Genomic DNA, 20,690 nt, shown 5'->3' on the forward strand with positions numbered 1-20,690 from the left:
TAAATTCCAAATTGATCTTCCTTATTTTTGTTTTTGTCCCAGTAATTTTATTTTCTCAAGCCATTTCATACGTTTTGGCTCATCGGATGTTTTTATGATGCCTACATATGTAACTTTTACAGGTTTTATACCACAAAATTCTAAGGTAGATTTTTTCAGCTGATTGACACTTGGACGACCATAGAACAACCAGTAATACCATCCTGGTTGATCTAAGGTTGTAATAATATGTGCCGTTTTATTTTTCAGAAGTTTCTCCCACCAAACAGAATTTTCCTTGTACTTAAAAGCCATTCCGGGAAGAAAAAGCCGGTCAATAAATCCTTTTGTTATAGCCGGAAGTCCGCCCCACCAAACGGGATGAAACCAAACCAAATGATCTGCCCATTGTATTTTTCCCCAAGCTTCGAGCAAATCAGATTCAAGTTCCATTCGTTTCTGATAACCAAATTTTAGATTGGGATTAAACTTTAAATCTGCAATAATAATTTCCTTTACTTCAGCCCCCGATTTCAATGCCCCATTCTTGTAAGCTTCTGCAATCCCAAAATTGAAAGACTCTTTATTAGGATGCCCATTAATAATGACTATTTTTTTCATGAATCCATTTTGATATTAATCGTTTCATAATCTTCTAATGACTTTAATAAAGATTCAGGTTGATGAAGCTGATGGCTGAAATACACTTTATTTTCAGATTGATTTTTCAATAACTCTTCAACATGCAACGTTGCTGATAAAGCAGTCAGTTCTGCCTGACCTTTCAAACTTTGAAGGCTGATTTTTTTAGTTTCTGATTTATTCTTAATGATAATTTCAAAAACAGACTGATCTCCATTTCCGCTCGACCCAAAAATCATCTTCCGTTCTTTCAAGGATAAAATATTAAAAAATCTTATGCTCTGAAAAGCTCCCAAAAGCCATGTAATGAACTTTGAATTATAAGTCATTTTCACATCCACAGTTGGAATTTTTTCAATAGAATTTAAAATATACAAATCGGGAACATCGAAATTATAAGCTTGTCTTTTGCCGATTCCAAAAGAAAAATCAAAGTATTCGGAATCCAGGAAATGTTTTATGGAAACAGGCCGATTATCTTTATAATTTACAAATGGTTTTGCCACATTCTCTGCCATAAAATGAGCCGAACTTTCACCCGCCAAATCTTTCACTGAATAGTATACAAAAAGCTTGACCTCATCTATTGTATTCATTTTTTTGGATGCAAAATTCACCAAACCCGCAACGATTCCGCCCATCCATCCTGAACTGAAAATAATTCGGCTGTTCACCGGTTTCTGGATTGCCAACTGATAGGCTTTCCTCAAATCAGGAGTTGGTTTTGTGATATCCAGATAATCTATATTATTTTCAATCGCAAAACGAAGAACCTGATCTTCTTTATCATTTACAGAAAGAACAATGAGATTAATATTTTTCTCTACAATAGTTTTGAAAGTTGAAATTTTGGTGACATCAATCAACAGATCATTTTGTGATTTACCACCTTTTCGGCCTCCGATAAAAATGTTTATTTCAGGGTTTCTTGATCCTAAAATTCGGGCAATGGTTCTTCCAACCAATCCGTTTCCTCCGATAATTAAAATATTTGACTGCATTTATTTTTTTCACAAAACTATTCAGTCAACATCTCAATACACAGGACAAATGTCTAAAAAGAAATTTCTTTTCTGATTCGGCTTAAATGCCTTTGCGTAATTCCTAAATAAGAAGCAAGATACTGCAGAGAAATATCCTGAATATAATTAGGCTGATTTTCAAGTAATGACTGATAACGCTGTGCTGCAGTGTCTCTCTGAAGTTGAAAAAAGCGTTTTTCCAGTTCAAGATATTCCTGTTCTGCAATTGTTTTCAGGAATTTTATCCAATTGGGATTTTCGTCCGTCAGCTTTTGAATTTTGTCTTTTTTAATAATCAGTAACTCCGCGTCCGAAATCGCCTGCATATTTTCCATGCTTGGTTTTTCGGATATAAATGAAGAATAGGAAGCAATTAAATCATTTGGAAATCTAAAACAATACGTAATATCTTTTCCTTCATCAGAAACATAATAGGAACGGAAAACACCGGATTCTATGAAAGCTATTTCTTTGCATTTTTCACCTTCATGTACGAAAAAATCATTTTTACTTAACTTTTTCCTTTCAAAAAATTGCAGAAAATCTTCAATCTCACTATCAGAGAAAACATTGAATTTTTGGAAGAATTGACGAACCATTTTTAAGATTAATTACAATTGAAAATATTTCTGAGGCAAACAAAAATAAGAAAAACATTGATGCAAATAAAAAAATCACCTCAAGGAGTGAGATGATTTTACTGCTTTTGAATTTACTAATGTATATGAAAAGTGTGATTTGTGTATTTCTTGTATACAAATATAACATTTATTTTTCACAAATTAGAGAAAAAAGTAAATTATTATCTCTCAATGATTTCATAGAGAACCAAAAAGGCCTTGCAATCATGATTACAAGGCCTTTTTTATTTTAATGTATTAATTAAAGCGGACTTACCAAATTCAGGAACCATTCTTTAACTTCACCTTCCAAAAACGGAGCGATTTTATCCTCACAGGCTTTATGATAGCTGTTTAACCAAGCTATTTCACTTTCTGAAAGTATTTCTTTTACAATCGTATCTTTAAAGAACGGGCAGAACGTTAATGTTTCAAATTCATAGAAAGTTCCGTGAATTGTTTTTTCAGCTTCCTTTACCACTATTAAATTCTCATGACGGATTCCGTATTCTCCCTCAAGATAATATCCGGGTTCGTTGGAACACACCATGCCTACCAACAGATCCTGAGGATTCATATCTTTTCTGATGTTTTGCGGTCCTTCATGAACATTCATAAAGCTTCCTACTCCATGACCTGTCCCGTGGTTGAAATCTTTCCCTTCCATCCACAATGGTAATCTTGCGATAGCATCTAAATGAACTCCCTTTGTTCCTTTCGGAAACTTCACCATTGATAAACGGATCATTCCCTGCAGAACTAATGTCGAATTTCTCTTAAATTCCTCAGAAACTGCTCCCAAAGCAAATGTTCTTGTGATATCAGTAGTTCCCTCAAGATACTGACCTCCGGAATCTACCAGAATACTCGCATCATTGGTCACTTCCTTGCTTCCTTCACTTTTGGCTGAATAATGCATAATTGCACCATTATCTTTATAGCCAACAATACTTCCGAAGCTTTCTCCTACGAAGTTCTCTCCTTCCGCACGGAAACCTCTCAGTTTTTCACCGATTGAATATTCGTTCATTGCTTCTTTTCCGGCATTGTGAGTCAGCCAATACAGGAATTTCACCATGGCAACTCCGTCTCTCACCATTACTTTTCGGAACCCTTCCACTTCTGTTTCATTTTTCTGAGCTTTCATTAAATTTCCAGGAACCGGAGCTTTGATAAATTGATTATCCGATTTCAATGCCTCAAAAATAGACTGATTGCTGTTGGGAGAAACCAATACTTTTTCATTTTTGAACACCTTTAAATGGTTGTAAAACTCTTCATAAGGCATCATTTTCACGAAAGACTCATCCATTTGCTTTCTTGCCTCAACTTCTAATTTTTCCAGGTCGGTAAATAGAATTGCATCATTTTTAGTGATAATAATGTAGCCTAGAAATACAGGATTGCTTTGCACATCACTTCCTCTTAAATTCAATGTCCATGCAACATCATCCAGACTTGAAATAATGTGAATGGTTGCTTCCTGCTCTTCCATTTTCTGACGGATGGCAGCAATTTTATCAGTCACTGATTTTCCGGCCCATTTTACAGGATGCACGAAAATCGGGTTCTTTGATGGTGTACCTCGGTCAACCCAGATTTGCTTCAAAAGAGGACTGTCAACCAGTGTTATATTTTTTGAATTTAATTTTTGAGTTAAAAGCTCCCAGTTGGCATGAGCGGTTGCTAATGCATTTACAGCCACTTTTCCATTTGCAGGAATTTCAGAAATAATCCAGTCAATATAATGAGGCGTTCCTTCCATTCCGTCCTTGAAAAGATCGATTCCTGAGCCTTCCAGTTCTATAGCTGCCTGTGTAAAATATCTTCCATCCGTCCAAAGTCCGGCTTTATCTTTTGTAACCACTACAAAACCTGCAGAACCTAAAAATCCGGACAGCCAAGCTCTCTCCTGCCATTCTTCAGGCAAATATTCACTCATATGTGGATCTGCAGAATATACTATAAATGCATCAACATTATTTTTCTGCATTTCTTCACGAAGCGCAGCTACTTTTTCCTTTGAAGTCATTTTTTATGATTTTTTAAAGAGGGAAAGTTACAAATTTTTAAGGTTCCAGCATGAAAATTCAATGTTCAATTTGCAGCAGATGATTACCAAATCAATTACTCGGTGAAAGACGAATATTTAATTTTTATTTTTTTGGAAAGATTCTTGCAGTATTCGTAGTATGGAAAGACAGAATTACAAAAATCACAAAAAATTTTATCCGCCTCACCATTTTATATACTTACCCGTTCTCATTATTTTAGCAATTCTGGGTATTTATAAAGTTTTTAATGATAAACCTCATCAACTGGTCTGGATATTATTTTCGATTGTTATTCTCTTGCTTTTCTATCTGGCCATCATGCTGAGACAGCATTATGCTTTGGGACTTCAAAATCGACTGGTCAGACTCGAATTTAAACAACGTTATTTTGAGATTTTCGGGAAAAGATCCGATGAGGTAGAAGAAAAACTGAAATTTGATCAGATTGCAGCATTAAGGTTTGCTTATGATGATGAATTTAAAGAACTGCTGTACAAAGCCTTTCATGAAAATATTTCAGGAGATGATATTAAAAAATCAATCCAAAATTGGCGGCCCGATCTACATAGAATTTAAAATACTAAACATCAAAAATAAATTATTATGAAAAAATTAAGTTTATACAGTCTCGCAATGTTCAGTTTGCTATCATTAACAAGCTGTGAAGCAGTTGAAACCATCTTTAAAGCCGGAATGTGGTGGGGAATTATTTTAGTGGTCGGCGTCATTGGACTCATTATATGGCTATTCACCAGAGGTAAAAATTCTTAAAAACTTTCTATGGACAATTCAGATTTAGATATTATTTCTCGCCTGAAACCTTCCAAGATCGTAAAAATTATGAAAGATCCGGAAGCTTCTGCAAAAGCAGTGAACCTTATTTACACGTCTGATGCTGAAGCTTCCGGTATTATCAGAAAAAAGCGCGGTAAAAAATATTTGTATTTTAAGGACGGAGAAAAGGTCAAAGATAAGGACGAGATCAAAAGGATCAACGGGTTGGTAATACCTCCAGCCTGGGAAAATGTATGGATCTGCGCCCTGGATAATGGTCATCTTCAGGCGACCGGATTCGATGTAAAAAAGAGAAAACAGTATCGCTATCACCCGCTTTGGAATGCATTAAGAAATCATACAAAATTCTACAGAATGCTCAAGTTCGGATATGCTTTACCAGACATGAGGCTGCATATTGAACAGGATTTGGCCCTAAGAAATTTTGAAAAGAGAAAGATTTTGGCTTTAATTGTCAGCTTGATGCAAAAAACGAATATCCGTATTGGAAATAATGTCTATGAAAAATTGTATGGATCTTTTGGTTTAACAACTTTAAAGGATAAGCATGTAAAAATCAAAGGACAGAAAATCAGTTTTTCTTTCAAAGGGAAAAAAGGTATTATGCACAATGTGGATCTTAAAAGTAAAAGACTGGCAAGATTAGTCCAGAAATGTAAGGATATTCCGGGAAAGGAGCTGTTTCAGTATTATGATGAGGAAGGCAATCATCATTCGATAGATTCGGGGATGGTAAATGAATACATTAAAGAAATCAGCGGCGAAGATTTTACAGCAAAAGATTTCCGGACGTGGTCGGGAACGGTGAATGCTTTAATTGCTTTTAAAGAAATAGGCTATGCAGAAAGCAATACAGAGTATAAAAGAAAAGTAAAAGAGGCATTGGAAATGGTAGCTTCTCATCTTGGAAATACGAGCACCGTCTGTAAAAAATATTATGTTCATCCGTTGGTCATTACTTTGTATGAAAATAACAGCATCAAAAAATATCTTGATGAGCTGGAAAAAATAGAAGAAAATGACGGTAAAGCAGGCTTAACCCAGGAGGAGAAATTAGTTTTAAAAATATTGGAAAATGAGAAGATGTAATGGTATTATTGTCAATAAGTGAATGGTCAATTTATTTCATAGTCAATTTCTTATCCGATTTAAAAATTCGCTATTCACTTACGAAGTAAAATTGACTATTGACATCAAATAAATGTTGTAAATTTGTATCATTAGCAAATTAAAAAATAATACAACGTAATATGTCTAAAGCAATTTCGCAAGTACCATTTGCAGTAAACGAACCGGTAAATTCTTATGCACCGGGAACTCCGGAAGTAAAAAGCCTTATCGCTCAATACAAGAAAATGTGGGCTGAAAAAGTAGAAATCCCAATGATCATTAATGGTAAAGAAGTAAAAACTGATGATAAGGTTCAACTTCAGTCACCTCAGGATCATGCTCATGATTTTGGTTTTTACCACAGAGGAACAATGCAACACGTAGACGATGCTATCAACGCTGCATTGGCTGCAAAAAAAGAATGGAACGAGCTGGGTTGGGAACAACGTGCGGCAATCTTCTTAAAAGCTGCTGATCTTTTAGCGGGTCCTTACAGAGATGTAATTAACGCAGCAACCATGATCGGTCAATCGAAAAACGTACACCAGGCTGAGATTGATGCTGCTTGTGAGTTTATTGATTTCTTAAGATTCAATGTTGAATTCATGACGGAAATGTATTCTGAGCAGCCGGTTTCTGATGCAGGAATCTGGAATCGTGTAGAATACAGACCATTGGAAGGATTCTGTTTTGCAGTAACTCCGTTCAACTTTACGGCAATTTCAGGAAACTTGCCAACTTGTATGGCCATGCTTGGAAACGTAGTGGTTTGGAAACCTTCTGATAAGCAAATTTATTCTGCAAAAGTAATTATGGATGTTTTAACTGAAGCAGGTCTTCCTGCAGGTGTTATCAACATGATCTTTACAGACGGAAAAGAAACTGCTGAGAAAGTTCTAGCACACAGAGATTTTGCAGGGCTTCATTTTACAGGTTCTACAAAAGTATTCCAGGGAATGTGGAAAATGATCGGTGACAATATTCACAACTACAGAACATATCCAAGAATTGTTGGGGAAACTGGTGGAAAAGATTTCGTTATCGCTCACCCTTCTTCCAACGTAGAAGCAGTAGCTACAGCTTTAGTAAGAGGAGCTTTCGAATATCAGGGACAGAAATGTTCTGCAGCTTCAAGAGCTTATATTCCGCAGTCACTTTGGGCAGATGTGAAAAAAGTAATGGAAACCCAGATTGCTTCCATTAAAATAGGTTCACCTGAAGATCCATCCAACTTTGTAAATGCTGTGATCGACAAAAATTCTTTCGAAAAATGTAAAGGATATATAGACAGAGCCAATGCATCTGGTGAAGCTAGCGTAGTAATCGGCGGACAGGTCGATGATTCTAAAGGATGGTTTGTAAACCCAACTGTCATCGAAACTACCAATCCTCAGTATGAAAGTATGGTGGAAGAAATCTTCGGACCCATTTTATCTGTTTATGTATATGAAGATGCAAAATGGGCTGAAACTTTACAATTAGTAGATTCTTCTTCTCCTTATTCATTGACAGGTTCTGTTTTTGCTCAAGACAGATACGCTATCAACGAAGCATTCAAAGCATTGGAAAATGCATCCGGAAACTTCTACATCAATGACAAGCCAACTGGTGCAGTTGTTGGTCAACAGCCTTTCGGTGGTGGCAGAGCTTCAGGAACTAACGATAAAGCAGGTTCTAAAATGAACTTATTAAGATGGACTTCTGTAAGATCTATCAAAGAAACTTTTGTTTCTCCTAAAGATTACAAATATCCATACTTAGGTTAATTAGTAATGACAATAAATAAATTAATTATTGCTCATTAGTCAATACAGCCTCGGAATTTCGGTTTCGGGGCTTTTTTATGAATACAACGAATAAAGCATCAAATAAGACCATTTATCTTGTTTTAACAAACCTTAATCTATTTTATTGATATTTAATATTTTACAATCCAATCCAGGAATAATAATTGAACTTTATCATCTACACCCAAAATAAAATAATATGAAAAAGTTTTTGTTACTAGCCATAGGGCTGGGAATTTTCACCGTGAGTTGCGGAACTAAAGAATCTACTATGCAGAATAATAATTCAGATTCAGCATCTGTATCACCTGCAAAAGTTGACACTGTAAAGGTAGATTCTACCGCATTGCCACCAGCAACAAGATAAAGTTTACTCTTTAAAAAACTCAGGCGCGGAACTTCGTTCCGCGCCTGAGTTTTTTGTTACGTTAAATTAAATTTCTCTGAATTCAGAATTTCCACTCATCTTATTTTTTATTATATTTGAGCAACATTAAAAGCAATCATATGAAAAAACTATGGATCGTAACCGGTCTAGGCTTACTGTTTTTAGGAAGCTGTGCAGACAAAAAAGAAAACAGAGAAGAATTTAAAGCAGCCCACGATAAAGATTCCTTAAGAAACAGAATGGGTGATTCCGCGGTAGCAAATTCTGAACCTTCACAGACAACTCCAGAAGAATCGGCAAAAGTTCCCAAGGACAGCCTTACTTCTCCAAAAAAATAAAAAAGCTTACCCAGAACTGGGAAACATTGATACAAATCCGTAATATATATTGCGGATTTTCTTGTTGTTTTCCCTCATTAATCTCCTTTCCGTAAATACTTTACAATATTTCTTAAATAATCAAATAATGTAATGCTGTTAATGATTACATTTGTAGCGGTCAAAAAAAATTAAATGAAAAAGTTAGCAATATTATCTTCCCTGTTTATCGGAGCATTAGCATTTGCTCAGGGAATTAAATTTGAAGAAAGCAATTTCGCTAGTGTTTTAGCTAAAGCTAAGAAAGAAAATAAACTTGTATTTATAGATGCGTACGCTTCTTGGTGTGGACCTTGTAAGCTAATGGTAAAAAATATCTTTCCGCTTCAGACTGTGGGTGACTATTACAACAGCCATTTCATAAGCACAAAAATCGATATGGAAAAAGGAGAAGGAATCGAACTTGCAAAGAAGTATAATGTAAAAGCTTTCCCGACCTATCTTTTCGTTGACGGAAACGGGGAAGTAGTCCACAGAACGTTAGGATATGTAGAAGAAAATGACTTCATCCAGTTTGCAAAAGATGCAGGAGATCCTAGTAAAAGATTAACCGCTTTGAAACAAAAATTCGAGGACGGAGAAAAAGATCCGGAGTTTTTGAAAAACCTTGCCGGTCTTACGATCTATAACGACGCCGAATTTGCAGGAAGAGTACTGGAGCGTTATTTTGCTGCTAAAACTGAATTAGACAGAGATGATGTACAAATGCTGCTTTCTGGAGCTCAGACAACAGACAGTCCGTTGTATAAAACGTTTCAATCAAAAAAAGCTGAAATTGTAAAAGTTGTTACTGCTGAAAAATATGACGCCATTGATAAGAACATCAAAATCAGTTCTCTTTTCAAAAAGTCATATAATAAGGAGACTAAAACCTGGAATGATAATTATTTCCTGACGGAAGCACAGAAATTCATGCCAAAAGAAGAAGCTGAAAAAATCCTTAAAAGAACACAGGCGGGAAGAGCATTAAGAGATAAAGATTTTGCAACATACGAAAAACTGACGCTTGAACTTTACAAGGACACTTCGGCTCTCTCTTCAGAAGAACTGAACTCTATCGCATGGAATTTCTTTGAAAATGTAAATAACAAATCTTCTTTACAAAAAGCATTAGCATGGGCTCATGAATCTGTAAAGAAAAATGAAAACTATGCCAACACAGATACTTTAGCGAACATTTACAATAAAGTAGGGGACAAAAAGAATGCTAAATTGTGGGCTGAAAGATCAATTGAACTGGCAAAAAATACAGGACAGGATTCTACAGATACTGAAAAGCTGTTAAAAACTCTTTTGTAGTAAAAGAAAATTATAATAAAAAAGCCGAAGAATATCTTCGGCTTTTTTTATTGATTTATTGTAATTAATATTCAAATAAAACGCTACCCCATGTAAATCCACTTCCAAAGGCTGAAAGAAGAACCAAATCTCCCCTTTTGATCTTCCCCTCTTCTATAGCTTCACTTAAAGCAATAGGAATTGAAGCAGCCGTTGTGTTCCCGTATTTCTGGATATTGTTATGGATTTTTTCATCCGGTAATCCAAATTTCTGCTGAACAAACTGAGCAATTCTTAAATTCGCTTGATGCGGAATAAACATATCCAGATCTTCTATCGTCTTTCCTGCTTTTTCCAGGGCCTCCTGCATCGTTTCAGGAAATCTTGTTACAGCATGTTTAAATACAAAGTTTCCGTTCATAATAGGATATACCTCTTTATTCGTCACATTTTCCGGCTCTTTTCTCATTCTGTCGCTCCATCCGAATTTAGAACCCGGGAACTGAGTACACAGCTCATCGGCATATTTCCCTTCAGAATGCATATTGAACGACAAAATATCTCCCGCATTTTCATCTTCCGTAGCAGAAAGTACGATTGCTCCTGCTCCATCTCCAAAAATTACGGAAACCCCTCTTCCCTCATCAGAAAAATCTAATCCGAAAGAATGAATTTCAGCACCAACCACCAGGATATTTTTATAGGTATTCGACTTAATGAAAGCATTGGCAACACTCATAGCATAGACAAAACCTGAACATTGATTTCTTACGTCCAATGCTCCGATTGTATCACAACCTAACATATCCTGCAACAGCACCCCACATCCCGGAAAATAATAATCCGGAGAAAGGGTTGCAAAAATAATATAGTCGATATCTTTAGCGGTCAGACCTGCATTTTTAAGCGCTTTCTTTGAAGCTTTAAAACCTAAATATGCAGTGGTCTCCTGACTGTCATTTCTGTTTTTTCTGTGTCTTCTTTCTTTGATTCCCGTCCTCTCCGTAATCCACTCATCATTGGTCGTCATTAATTTTGCTAGATCATCATTCGTAACAACGTTGTCCGGAACATAAAATCCAATCCCTTTTATTGTACTTTTAATCATATAGTTTTTTAATTTTGGCAAAGATAAAATTTATTTAATACATAGGATTTCAAAATATTACTATTTTTACTTATGCCAATTAACACCATATATAGAGATTCCCACTGCGAATGGGTAGATGTGGAAGCTCCTACCGAAGAAGACTTAAAATTTCTTCATGAAAGGTATGAAATCAACAATCTATTGTTAGAAGATACCTTAGATCCGAACCACCTACCGAAATATGAAGAAGACGGAAATGTAAAGTTTTTTCTTCTCCGGGAAAGTACGGAACTTGAAAGAAAAACACTCAATACAATAAGTGATATAAGCACCAAAATCGGGATTTTCCTGATCAATCATACCATCATTACCATTCACAGGATGAAGACCAAAAGTATTGTTCATACCAAAAAAGAGCTTTCTTCCGCAGAGGGCAATACTACTTCTGACAAAATTGCTTTAATGATTGCTTTACTGATCATGAAAAGCTTTGATGATGAATCGGTAAGTCTGATGGAAACCATGGATAATATTGAAAATGAAATTTTTCTTAAAAACACCAACCATACCAATCAGATCAGAAGACTCTATAAATTAAAAAGAAAATCCGGACTGAATTCAAGGGTTCTGACTATTTCTACGGATGCGATTGATAAATTTAAGCTTCTGAATCTTCAGGATTCTGAAGTAGTGGATTTAAAAGATAAACATAAAGATGTTGTAGCCGATTTTGACCATTTAAATATCCAGATTACCAATCTTATTTCTATGTTTCTGGCGCTTTCAGATCAAAAAGCCAATCAGGTCATGAAAGTTCTGGCAATCTATTCAGTCTACTTTCTACCCATTACCTTTATTGCCGGTTTATACGGAATGAACTTCGAAAATATGCCGGAACTACGCCATAAATATGGGTATTATATTACATTAGGAGTAATGGTCTTGGTTGTTATCTGCACATTTATCTATGCAAGGCGCAAGCAATGGTAGTTTCACTGTAAAAAATCGTGAAAACACTGGGGTTAAATATTTTAAATATAATTAGTTTTGAATGATACAACAAAAAACATAATATTTTAACTGTCATTCCGACAAAGGAGGAATCTCATAAATGTTTTAAAGATTCTTCATTTCAGTCCCTTTCATTCAGAATGACAGTCTATCTTTGAATACTATTTCATAAAACACCAAACCATGAAACCTGAACAGTTAAACAACATCCTTGAAGAAGATATCCTTTCCAAAGATTCCAAAGAAAAGCTTGCTTCATTGTATGATAAGATTTCCAACAAAGAGTTTTCTGATCTTTTGGATGTCAATGGAAATCAATATATAGAGTTTGTTCAGGAAGGAGGCGGAGTCTGGGGAAGTGCACTGGTGGGCTATCTGTATGGTCTTGAAATTTTTGGGATCCGTTTCCTGAAAATCGCAGGAACCAGCGCAGGAGCTATTAATACAATGCTTATTGCAGCCTGTAAAACTAAAGAAGAGGCCAAAAGTGAAGTTATAAAAGACATTCTTTTCAACTGGAATTTTGCAGATTTTATGGATGGAAAACCCTATGTAAAGACCACCATCCATGCGATGCTGAATAACAAGAATTTCATTAAAATAAATGCAGTGTTAGCTGTCATTCTCATGCTTATTCTTGTCATTATTCCTTTTGCTGTACCGTCAGAAACTACCTTACGGGCTAAACTGCTTTTTCTGATTCCTTTGATCCCCATACTTATTGCTCTGATTTGTTTGAATAAATTGTATCGTGATTTTAAGAAACAAAATAGCGGCTTCAATCCGGGAAATGCTTTCCTAAGCCAAATGAAACAGGTTCTCAACAGCTTTGGAATAAAAACCGTAGCAGAGCTTAATAAAAAATTTATTCAAAAAGAGGATGAACTTGGCCTGCATTACCGCTATGGCAACGGCCAGGAATACTATAATAAAGCTTTGCAAAGTATTGAAAGCATCAAAGAGAAAAACTTAGAACATATTGATTCTACCCGGTATAAAATATTCTATGAAAGTTCGGTTAACAATGACTATTATAAAAACAATCCTTTTTATCAGCTAAAATCCGAATACGTTATTGTTACTACAGATATCAATGCCAAAATAAAAGTTGAGCTTCCTACCATGGCCAATCTGTATTGGTCCGAAGAAGAGCTCAAACACATAAGTCCCGCAGAATTCGTTCGGGCTTCCATGTCGGTTCCATTCTTTTTTGAACCCATGCAAAAACGTATTAATAAAGATGATGATTCGGTAAAATATGCGTGGAAATTCTGGATGAACACCAAACAGGAAGACATCTATTCTGTAGGAGTTTTTATTGACGGCGGAAGTATTTCCAACTTTCCCATCGACCTCTTTCATGCGACCGATGTCTTCTATCCAAGAATGCCCTTATTCGGAGTACAGCTGACCAGCGATTCTGACATTGCCTCCGAAAAAGGAAAAACCAGCGAAGAGATTTTAAAATCACCGTTTTCTTATGCGGGAAATATCATTAGTACTCTAAAAGGGTTTAATGATAAAACGTTTCTTACCAAACACTCTTTCTACCGTCTTTTCAGCATTCAGACCGTCAATTGCGGAACAAGCAGCTGGCTGAATTTCTTCATGAAAAAAGAGGAAAAAGAAGAGCTTTTCAATCGCGGTTTCCAGGCTGCCTTAGATTTTCTCAGCAACTTCGACTGGGAAAAATATAAGTACGAAAGAATGATGCTCTCCATGAAAGAGAAGAAGATTCTGAAAGAGGAAGACACACCGACAGTGGGATAAATCTGATACTTTTTTAATTTTAAATATATGACGAAAACATCTGCCAATGTTGTGGAAATCGTCGAAATAACACAGAGAATACATCCGGGCGTCTTAGGGTGTTGGAGTAATCCATCTAAAGATATTGAAGTCGCTCGGATCTAAAGATTAGAGCTGTCATGCTGAACGAAGTCGAAGCATCCATGTTTTATACAAAAGATTTCTCCGCTGTCGAAATGACAGTACCGGAAGTTTTTCAGTTTGTCTTATGAAATTCCTCCTAAACTATAGATTTACAAAGTTGAGTAAGATCAACAAGAGTGATGAATCACACCCGAGCGTATCCAGACTTTGGAGCCGAGGCTATTGAGGTGTTGCACTAACCCATCACTATGTCTTGGAGTAACGTTAGTTTAAAGGTTAGTTATTTTTATGATTGGCAGAACAAACTTTTCTCTATTAAAATAAAAGCTTAGAGCTGTCATTCTGAGGGAATCGAAGCATCTCACTGCTTTATATGAAAAGATTTCTCCGCCGTCGAAATAACAAGAGTGAAATTACATCAGCGAGATGACATTGGTCACACGACAGCCTTAAAATGACAAAGGTGAAATGAAACTATTCTGTTAACCACTTAGGATGGTGTTTCAAAACGGTATGATACACAGGGCAGCTTTCTGCATGCGAACCTTTCAGATAGCCGATGCTCATCAGAAATTCATTTACAATTTCTCCGCCTGTGAATTTAAAGGTTTTCTTAAAAAGCTTCATCCATTCCGGTAATGTTTTCGGGTGATGATGCTCCAGCCATTTTTCAAATGAACAGAATTCTTCCTGCAAACCGACAATTGTTTTTGCATTTTCTATGGCTGCATTCACTTTTAATTTATTTCTGATAATTCCGGGATCGCTCAGAAGCCTTTCACGGTCAGCTTCTGTATAATGGGCTACTTTTTCGATGTCAAAGTTGCTGTACGCTTTTCTGAAGCTTTCTTCTTTTTTAAGGATCGTCTCCCAGCTCAATCCAGCCTGATTGATCTCCATGATCAGTCTTCCGAACAATTCATTATCATCATGAATTGGGAATCCATAATGGTTATCATGGTAATTTTTGTGAAGCTCTCTCCTGCTTTCAGGCTGCATTCTGTCGATCGCTAAGCAATAACTCATTTTCGTTGTAATTACATTTTATACTGTAAAGATAATGGTAAGTACTGACAACTGCTTGTCAGGATTACATTTTCATATCAAATTTACTTTGAAACTGTATTAGATTAAAATAAAAGATTAGTTTTGTAATAATGTCTCACCCCAGATCACATAACGGTTTATATAAAGCAGTCACTATCCTGTTGCTTCTGGTATTTTCATTATCGCCCTGTAGTGTGAAAAGGGATTTGCTGAATATTTTTGATATTGAGCACATCGAAACTTTGAATAAGGTAAAAACAACCGCTGTTTCAACCACCAGCTGTGACACTTCTTTTCAAAATTATTCAGCTGAATCAACATTTAAAGCTGATAAAAAAGTACAAAAATCAGATTTTTCTTTTCCTATCAATCTGTATTTAAAAAATCCGGAAACAGAAAAAAAACTTCCCAACTATTCAAAAACAACTACAGGAAACAGCCCTCCAAAATATATTTTGTTTAAACGATTGAAGCTAGATCTGATTTAGGACCTGTCTCAAATCACTTTTAATTCAAATTATTAAACAAGTATACTTTCATGAATCATTATACAAAAAGCCAGAGTTATTATGCCGCTGGTTTATTTACGCTATCACTCCGCCTTGTCATTGGCTGGACTTACTTTTCAGCCTTTTGGCGCAGACTCGTCCTTGAAAACAAACTCATTCCAGACAAAGCGGGGTATATTGGAGAAAAGTTTAACCATTTCCTTCCGAATGCTTTAGGAATTAAACCTGTTATCGAATATCTTGTCACTCATCCCGATATTTTACAACATTCTATGATGGCTTTCACTATTATTGAAGCGATCGTTGGATTATTTATTATGTTAGGATTATTTACCCGACTGATGAGCATAGGCGTTTTCACACTTGCCATGGGAATTTTATTAGGTTCCGGATGGATCGGAACAACCTGCCTTGATGAATGGCAGATCGGTGTACTGGGAATTGCAGGCGGATTCACCCTTTTCCTTACCGGAAGCAGCTTTTATTCTGTTGATTATTATTTACTAAAAAACAGCTTCAGCTTTACTCACAAGAAATATTTTCCGTGGTTGCATTCAGGGGTTCTTCCTTTGTCAAATCTAAAACTATTTGTTTTCATAGGCTCTGTGATGATCTTCGGTTTGACTCTTTTTACCAATCAATATTTTCATGGAGGAGTCTGGGGAACACTACACAATAAGTCTGTGAAACCCAAGCTCGAAATCAGTAATGTTTTAATGCAGAATTCCGGTTTGTCTTTTACTGTTCAGCGTACCGAAGGAGTTGATGTGTATGGATCATTTCTCATTGGAATTTATATTTTAGATCAACACGGAAATAAGGTAAAGGAACTCAATATTAAAGAGCTTTCGGAGTTTCCAAAAGAGAATATTAAAAATCACTATGTAGCCAAAGTAAAACCGGGAAAGCATAGCTTAATTATCCCTTTAGGTTCTAAAGCTGATTTAAAAATCAATATAAATGATCTGCTCATGCAAAAAGAGAGCATTTATTCCTTACAACTGATTGACATTAGTGGAATTGAATGGAAAGCGCAGATTAATTAACGGTATAATTTAAGCCCGATTTTTTGATAAAAAATAAAACCAAAGCAATGTTTTTGCTTTGGTTTTTATTTTATTATGAGTAACAGAGAATATTATTTAAGCCATCTCATCTTGCCTTATTCTGAAAATCTCTTTGGCATTAAAAACAATCACCGCCAGGAATATGATTGAATAAGCAACAATCTGAATTCCTCCAAGTGCTTCATGATAAACCGCTCCCGCCAGAATAAATGCAATGATCGGATTGATATTGAGAATCATTCCTACTTTTGAAGAAGCAATTCCGGACATCGCGTACAAGTTTAAAAGCAACGGTACTATAGTGTACATAACGGCAATGATTTCAACATACAGATAGAATTTAAAATCAGTAGGAACCGGTCCTGAATATGATGGAAAGAACGGCAATAAAATGAGCGCAGCCAAGATCATGTGAAAATTCAAAACCAGGAATTTATCAAACTTGGAATTGACGCTTTGGGTAATCAAATAACAGGCGTAGGTAGAACCAATAATGCTGCTGTACAGCATATCTAAAAGGTTAGAGTAAGATAATAGAATACATCCTACTCCACTCAGAAAAACAGACAGCCATTGGAGTTTAGTGAGCTTTTCACGCAGAATAAAAAATGCAAGAATAGTTGTAATAATAGGGCACACCAGATAAGCCACCGAAGTCGCTCTTACACTTACATGGTTCATCACATAAATAAAAGAAAACCAATTTGCCGTGAGTAAGATACTGCTCAGAATATTTAAACCGATGATTTTCTGTTTACTCTTTTTATCAAGATTTGTAAAATATTTCAAATTCTCCTTCAGTTTCAGTCTTCTGAAAAGTACTGTTACCAAAGTCATAATAATGGCGCAGCTAAATACTCTGTAAAACAAAATATCCAAAGAAGCATAAGCGTGCAATGGTCTCAGAACGAGACTAAAAGTTCCCCAGGTTGCAAAGGCAAAAATGGCGGCTAAATAATATTTAAGGTGATTCAAGTGAAATTAAAATTTTTATTGATCTAAAAAAGAGTCAAAGATAGGCCTTTATTAGATATCTACATATTCAAGTCATTCATCATGTGAAATATTTTGCTTTAAATAGTATATAAACAAAAACCCTCTGAATTGTAAGTGTTCAGAGGGTTTTTATTAATGTAAATACGATTTAGTGTACGCCACTTAAATCTATTTTTTCTTTGCTCTTTCTTTCTTTAATGAAAAGGATAAACGGAATACAGATCAGGAATATCACTCCTAAATAAAGGAATACATCCATATAAGAGAGTACCGTCGCCTGTTTCGTTACCGATAAATCAAGCATTTTATACGCAGCGTTCAATGCTGCATCGGGAGTCATTCCTTTGGCTACAAAACTTGCTTTCAATGCATTTACTCTCTGCTGAACATCAAAGTCTGTGGAGTCCAAATGAGTGAGCAGATTTACCCTGTATTTCTGGCTTGCATTGGCAATGAATGTGGTAATGGCTGCGATCCCGAAAGATCCTCCAAGCTGTCTCATCATCCCTGTGAAAGCCGCTCCCTGACCAATTTCCTGACCTTTCAGTGTACTTAAAGACAATGAAGTAATCGGAATAAATAAAAGTCCCAGACCAGCTCCTCTTACAATCAACATCCAGAAGAAAGCATCTTTACTGGTATCGGGAGTCAGAATTTTATATCCCCAGAAACTGTAAATAAAGAATATAAATAATCCTAAAGAAACAAGAATCTGTTGTTTGGCACCTTTGGATAACAATCTACCAATGATAGGCATCATAAAGGCGGTAGTCAATGCAGCAGGAATCATCAAAGCTCCCGACTGAAGCGCCGTCCATCCCAAAATACTCTGGGTATACAACGGAACAATAAAGGTAGAGCCATACAAACCGAATCCTAATACAAAGGACATGACGGTACCGATCCTCAGATTACTGTTCTTTAAAACCCTGAGCTCTACAATCGGATATTTGAACGTAAGCTCCCTCCAGATGAATAAGATAAATCCTAATACTGCAGATATGGTGAACGTTACAATCCATCCACTTGCAAACCAGTCTTCCTCATGACCTCTTTCCAGAATATACTGTAACGATCCAACGGTAATTGCCAATAAACCAATTCCTATCCAGTCAACATCCGAAGCTTTACGTTTTTCTGCATATTTAGGACTTTTCACAAACTGAAGCGTCATTAAAGTCGCAGCAATCCCGATAGGAATATTAATGTAGAAAATATATGGCCAGCTGAAGTTATCAACGATATATCCTCCAAGAGGTGGACCCAAAGTTGGGCCGATAATTACTCCTAAACCATAAATAGCCTGAGCCATACTTCTTTTTTCAACCGGATAAGATTCCGTAATGATCGTTTGAGAAGTTACCAGAAGAGCTCCCCCTCCTATTCCCTGCATCAATCTGAAAAATACCAGTTCCCAAATATTTGTTGCATTCCCACATAGGAATGAAAAGATGGTAAAGATGATAATGGAAGCAGCAAAATAATTTCTTCGCCCGAACTGCTGGGAAAGCCAGCTCGTCATTGGTACAATAATTACGTTACCTATGGCATAAGCCGTAATTACCCAACCTACTTCAGAAAGTGTAGCTCCCAGATTTCCCTTCATTTCATTGAGGGCAACGTTCACAATCGTGGAGTCCACAATTTCCAGTAGTGCACAAAGAATCGCTGTAATCGTAATGATTACTCTTCGGGCACCGTATTCTACTAATGAATCTTGCATAGTTATTTTAACGATGTAAAAAAGTGAATTGTCAATGGTCAGTCTACTTTGTTGTCAATTTTACTACTTCATTTCACGCTGCATCACTGACCTCTTCTTATAAAACCCATCTCAACTGCATTTCAATTTACGACTTCATTTCATATTCATCATTGACCTGCCTCCGCAAAATTGACAATTCACTTATATATTATTTCAACGAAACTTCTGCTTTCACGTTCATTCCTGTTCTCAATCTTTTTGCAATGTCTTTATCAAGATTTACAAAGTCAATTTTTACAGGAAGTCTCTGCACTACTTTTACGAAGTTACCACTTGCGTTATCCGGAGGCAGAATAGAGAACGTAGCTCCTGTTGCAGGAGAGAATGAGCTTACTACTCCTTCAAATTCTTTTCCAGGGAAAGCATCGATTTCAATTTTTACTTTCTGGCCTTCCACCATTTTATCAACCTGAGTTTCCTTGAAATTGGCCACTACCCATTTCTGATCGTTTTTAACCAAAGCAAATAACTGAGAACCTGCCTGTAAATATTGTCCTGCCTGAATCGGAACTTTTCCAACATATCCGTCTTCAGGAGCAAGGATTACTGTATAAGATAAGTTTAGTTTTGCATTTTCTACATCTACTTCTCTCTGTTTTGCAACAGATCCTGCAACACTGATTTGTTGAGAACTCGCTGCCGTTTGAGAAGATGCAACATTAGTTTGCTGAGCAATTTGGTTTTTCTGGTCAATTAAAACCTGTAACTGTCTGTCAGCAGATTGTTTTGCCGCTAAAGCCTGCTCATATTGCTGTTCTGTAATAGAATGGTCTTTTACCAATACTGAATATCTTTTTAAATCCTGGCCTGTTTTCCAAACATTTACTTTAGCTGCTTCAATCTGTGCGTTTGCAGTCGTTACCGCAGCTTCTGAAGTATTAATGTTTTTAGAGGTTGCTGTAGTGGTAGCTTCTGCGTTTGCAATATTGCTTTTTGCAGTTGTCAAAGCTGCCTGAGCCTGTTCAAGAGCCATTTTCTGATCTCTGTTATCCAAAATAACCAATGTATCTCCTTTCTTTACGAATTGGTTATCTTTTACTTTAACTTCTGTTACATATCCTGAAATTTTAGAAATTACAGGTGCCAAGTTTGAAGCGATCTGAGCATCATCAGTTTCTTCATGAACCTGCCCGTAAGAATACGTTTTATAACCGTAGATTCCTCCACCGATTAAAACAACCGCCAAGATGATTGGGAAAACTAAACTTTTTTTCTTTTTAGGTTCAGCCGCTTGTGTATTATTATTTTCCATTGTTGGTA

The 20,690-nt window shown here is 36.1% G+C and carries 20 protein-coding genes; 11 read left to right on the forward strand and 9 right to left on the reverse strand.

Features of this window, described 5'->3' with window-relative positions:
* Positions 1–21: 21 nt before the first annotated feature.
* The 4 genes from P0Y62_07760 to P0Y62_07775 all read right to left on the reverse strand — a co-directional run bounded on the left by P0Y62_07760 (position 22) and on the right by P0Y62_07775 (position 4,295).
* Positions 22–600 (reverse strand): NAD(P)H-dependent oxidoreductase, encoded by a 579-nt coding sequence (locus P0Y62_07760; protein ID WEK71449.1) that lies wholly within the window; start codon positions 598–600, stop codon positions 22–24.
* Positions 597–1,622 (reverse strand): saccharopine dehydrogenase, encoded by a 1,026-nt coding sequence (locus P0Y62_07765; GenBank protein WEK71450.1) that lies wholly within the window; start codon positions 1,620–1,622, stop codon positions 597–599. Before P0Y62_07765 ends, P0Y62_07760 begins: the two co-directional genes overlap by 4 nt.
* A gap of 53 nt (positions 1,623–1,675) precedes the next feature.
* A complete protein-coding gene (locus P0Y62_07770; protein ID WEK71451.1) occupies positions 1,676–2,242 on the reverse strand; it encodes a Crp/Fnr family transcriptional regulator in 567 nt (188 codons plus the stop codon).
* Positions 2,243–2,525: 283 nt separating this feature from the next.
* Positions 2,526–4,295 (reverse strand): aminopeptidase P family protein, encoded by a 1,770-nt coding sequence (locus P0Y62_07775; GenBank protein ID WEK71452.1) that lies wholly within the window; start codon positions 4,293–4,295, stop codon positions 2,526–2,528.
* Between the two features lie 160 nt (positions 4,296–4,455).
* On the opposite strand from P0Y62_07775, the gene P0Y62_07780 reads away from it, so the two are divergent.
* The 7 genes from P0Y62_07780 (at position 4,456) to P0Y62_07810 (ending at position 10,073) form a co-directional block, all read left to right on the forward strand.
* Positions 4,456–4,893, forward strand: coding sequence for a DUF6526 family protein (locus P0Y62_07780; GenBank protein WEK71453.1), 438 nt, complete (start codon positions 4,456–4,458; stop codon positions 4,891–4,893).
* A gap of 27 nt (positions 4,894–4,920) precedes the next feature.
* Positions 4,921–5,088 (forward strand): phosphatidate cytidylyltransferase, encoded by a 168-nt coding sequence (locus tag P0Y62_07785; protein WEK71454.1) that lies wholly within the window; start codon positions 4,921–4,923, stop codon positions 5,086–5,088.
* Positions 5,089–5,097: 9 nt separating this feature from the next.
* A complete protein-coding gene (locus P0Y62_07790; protein WEK71455.1) occupies positions 5,098–6,201 on the forward strand; it encodes a DNA topoisomerase IB in 1,104 nt (367 codons plus the stop codon).
* Positions 6,202–6,362: 161 nt separating this feature from the next.
* Positions 6,363–7,988: an L-glutamate gamma-semialdehyde dehydrogenase gene (pruA, locus tag P0Y62_07795; GenBank protein ID WEK71456.1), complete on the forward strand. Its 1,626-nt coding sequence runs from the start codon at positions 6,363–6,365 to the stop codon at positions 7,986–7,988.
* 220 nt (positions 7,989–8,208) lie between these two features.
* Positions 8,209–8,376, forward strand: a complete 168-nt coding sequence (locus tag P0Y62_07800) for a hypothetical protein (protein WEK71457.1) — start codon at positions 8,209–8,211, stop codon at positions 8,374–8,376.
* A 140-nt stretch (positions 8,377–8,516) separates the two neighbouring features.
* Positions 8,517–8,735: a hypothetical protein gene (locus P0Y62_07805; GenBank protein ID WEK71458.1), complete on the forward strand. Its 219-nt coding sequence runs from the start codon at positions 8,517–8,519 to the stop codon at positions 8,733–8,735.
* Positions 8,736–8,909: 174 nt separating this feature from the next.
* Entirely contained in the window at positions 8,910–10,073 is a 1,164-nt protein-coding gene (locus P0Y62_07810; protein ID WEK71459.1) for a thioredoxin family protein, read from the forward strand.
* 64 nt (positions 10,074–10,137) lie between these two features.
* On the opposite strand, the gene P0Y62_07815 is transcribed toward P0Y62_07810, so the two are convergent.
* Positions 10,138–11,160 carry a ketoacyl-ACP synthase III gene (locus P0Y62_07815; GenBank protein ID WEK71460.1) on the reverse strand — a complete coding sequence of 341 codons (1,023 nt, stop codon included), beginning with the start codon at positions 11,158–11,160 and terminating at the stop codon, positions 10,138–10,140.
* A 72-nt stretch (positions 11,161–11,232) separates the two neighbouring features.
* On the opposite strand from P0Y62_07815, the gene P0Y62_07820 reads away from it, so the two are divergent.
* Positions 11,233–12,132 (forward strand): CorA family divalent cation transporter, encoded by a 900-nt coding sequence (locus P0Y62_07820; GenBank protein ID WEK71461.1) that lies wholly within the window; start codon positions 11,233–11,235, stop codon positions 12,130–12,132.
* A gap of 204 nt (positions 12,133–12,336) precedes the next feature.
* Complete coding sequence (locus P0Y62_07825; GenBank protein WEK71462.1) at positions 12,337–13,923, forward strand: patatin-like phospholipase family protein; 1,587 nt, start codon at positions 12,337–12,339, stop codon at positions 13,921–13,923.
* Positions 13,924–14,520: 597 nt separating this feature from the next.
* Here P0Y62_07825 and P0Y62_07830 read toward each other — a convergent pair.
* A complete protein-coding gene (locus P0Y62_07830) occupies positions 14,521–15,072 on the reverse strand; it encodes a DNA-3-methyladenine glycosylase I (GenBank protein ID WEK71463.1) in 552 nt (183 codons plus the stop codon).
* 131 nt (positions 15,073–15,203) lie between these two features.
* On the opposite strand from P0Y62_07830, the gene P0Y62_07835 reads away from it, so the two are divergent.
* Positions 15,204–15,581 (forward strand): hypothetical protein, encoded by a 378-nt coding sequence (locus P0Y62_07835; GenBank protein ID WEK71464.1) that lies wholly within the window; start codon positions 15,204–15,206, stop codon positions 15,579–15,581.
* A gap of 50 nt (positions 15,582–15,631) precedes the next feature.
* The gene (locus P0Y62_07840; protein ID WEK71465.1) at positions 15,632–16,648 is read left to right on the forward strand and encodes a TQO small subunit DoxD; all 1,017 of its coding nucleotides are present in this window, start codon (positions 15,632–15,634) and stop codon (positions 16,646–16,648) included.
* A gap of 96 nt (positions 16,649–16,744) precedes the next feature.
* Here the strand turns inward: P0Y62_07840 and P0Y62_07845 are convergent, their stop codons facing one another.
* The 3 genes from P0Y62_07845 to P0Y62_07855 all read right to left on the reverse strand — a co-directional run bounded on the left by P0Y62_07845 (position 16,745) and on the right by P0Y62_07855 (position 20,682).
* Entirely contained in the window at positions 16,745–17,644 is a 900-nt protein-coding gene (locus P0Y62_07845) for an EamA family transporter (GenBank protein WEK71466.1), read from the reverse strand.
* A 169-nt stretch (positions 17,645–17,813) separates the two neighbouring features.
* Complete coding sequence (locus tag P0Y62_07850) at positions 17,814–19,388, reverse strand: DHA2 family efflux MFS transporter permease subunit (GenBank protein ID WEK71467.1); 1,575 nt, start codon at positions 19,386–19,388, stop codon at positions 17,814–17,816.
* Positions 19,389–19,578: 190 nt separating this feature from the next.
* Positions 19,579–20,682 (reverse strand): HlyD family secretion protein, encoded by a 1,104-nt coding sequence (locus tag P0Y62_07855; protein ID WEK71468.1) that lies wholly within the window; start codon positions 20,680–20,682, stop codon positions 19,579–19,581.
* Positions 20,683–20,690 lie beyond the last annotated feature (8 nt).

This window comes from Candidatus Chryseobacterium colombiense, assembly GCA_029203185.1.
In the GTDB taxonomy this organism is placed as follows: Bacteria; Bacteroidota; Bacteroidia; order Flavobacteriales; family Weeksellaceae; genus Chryseobacterium; species Chryseobacterium colombiense.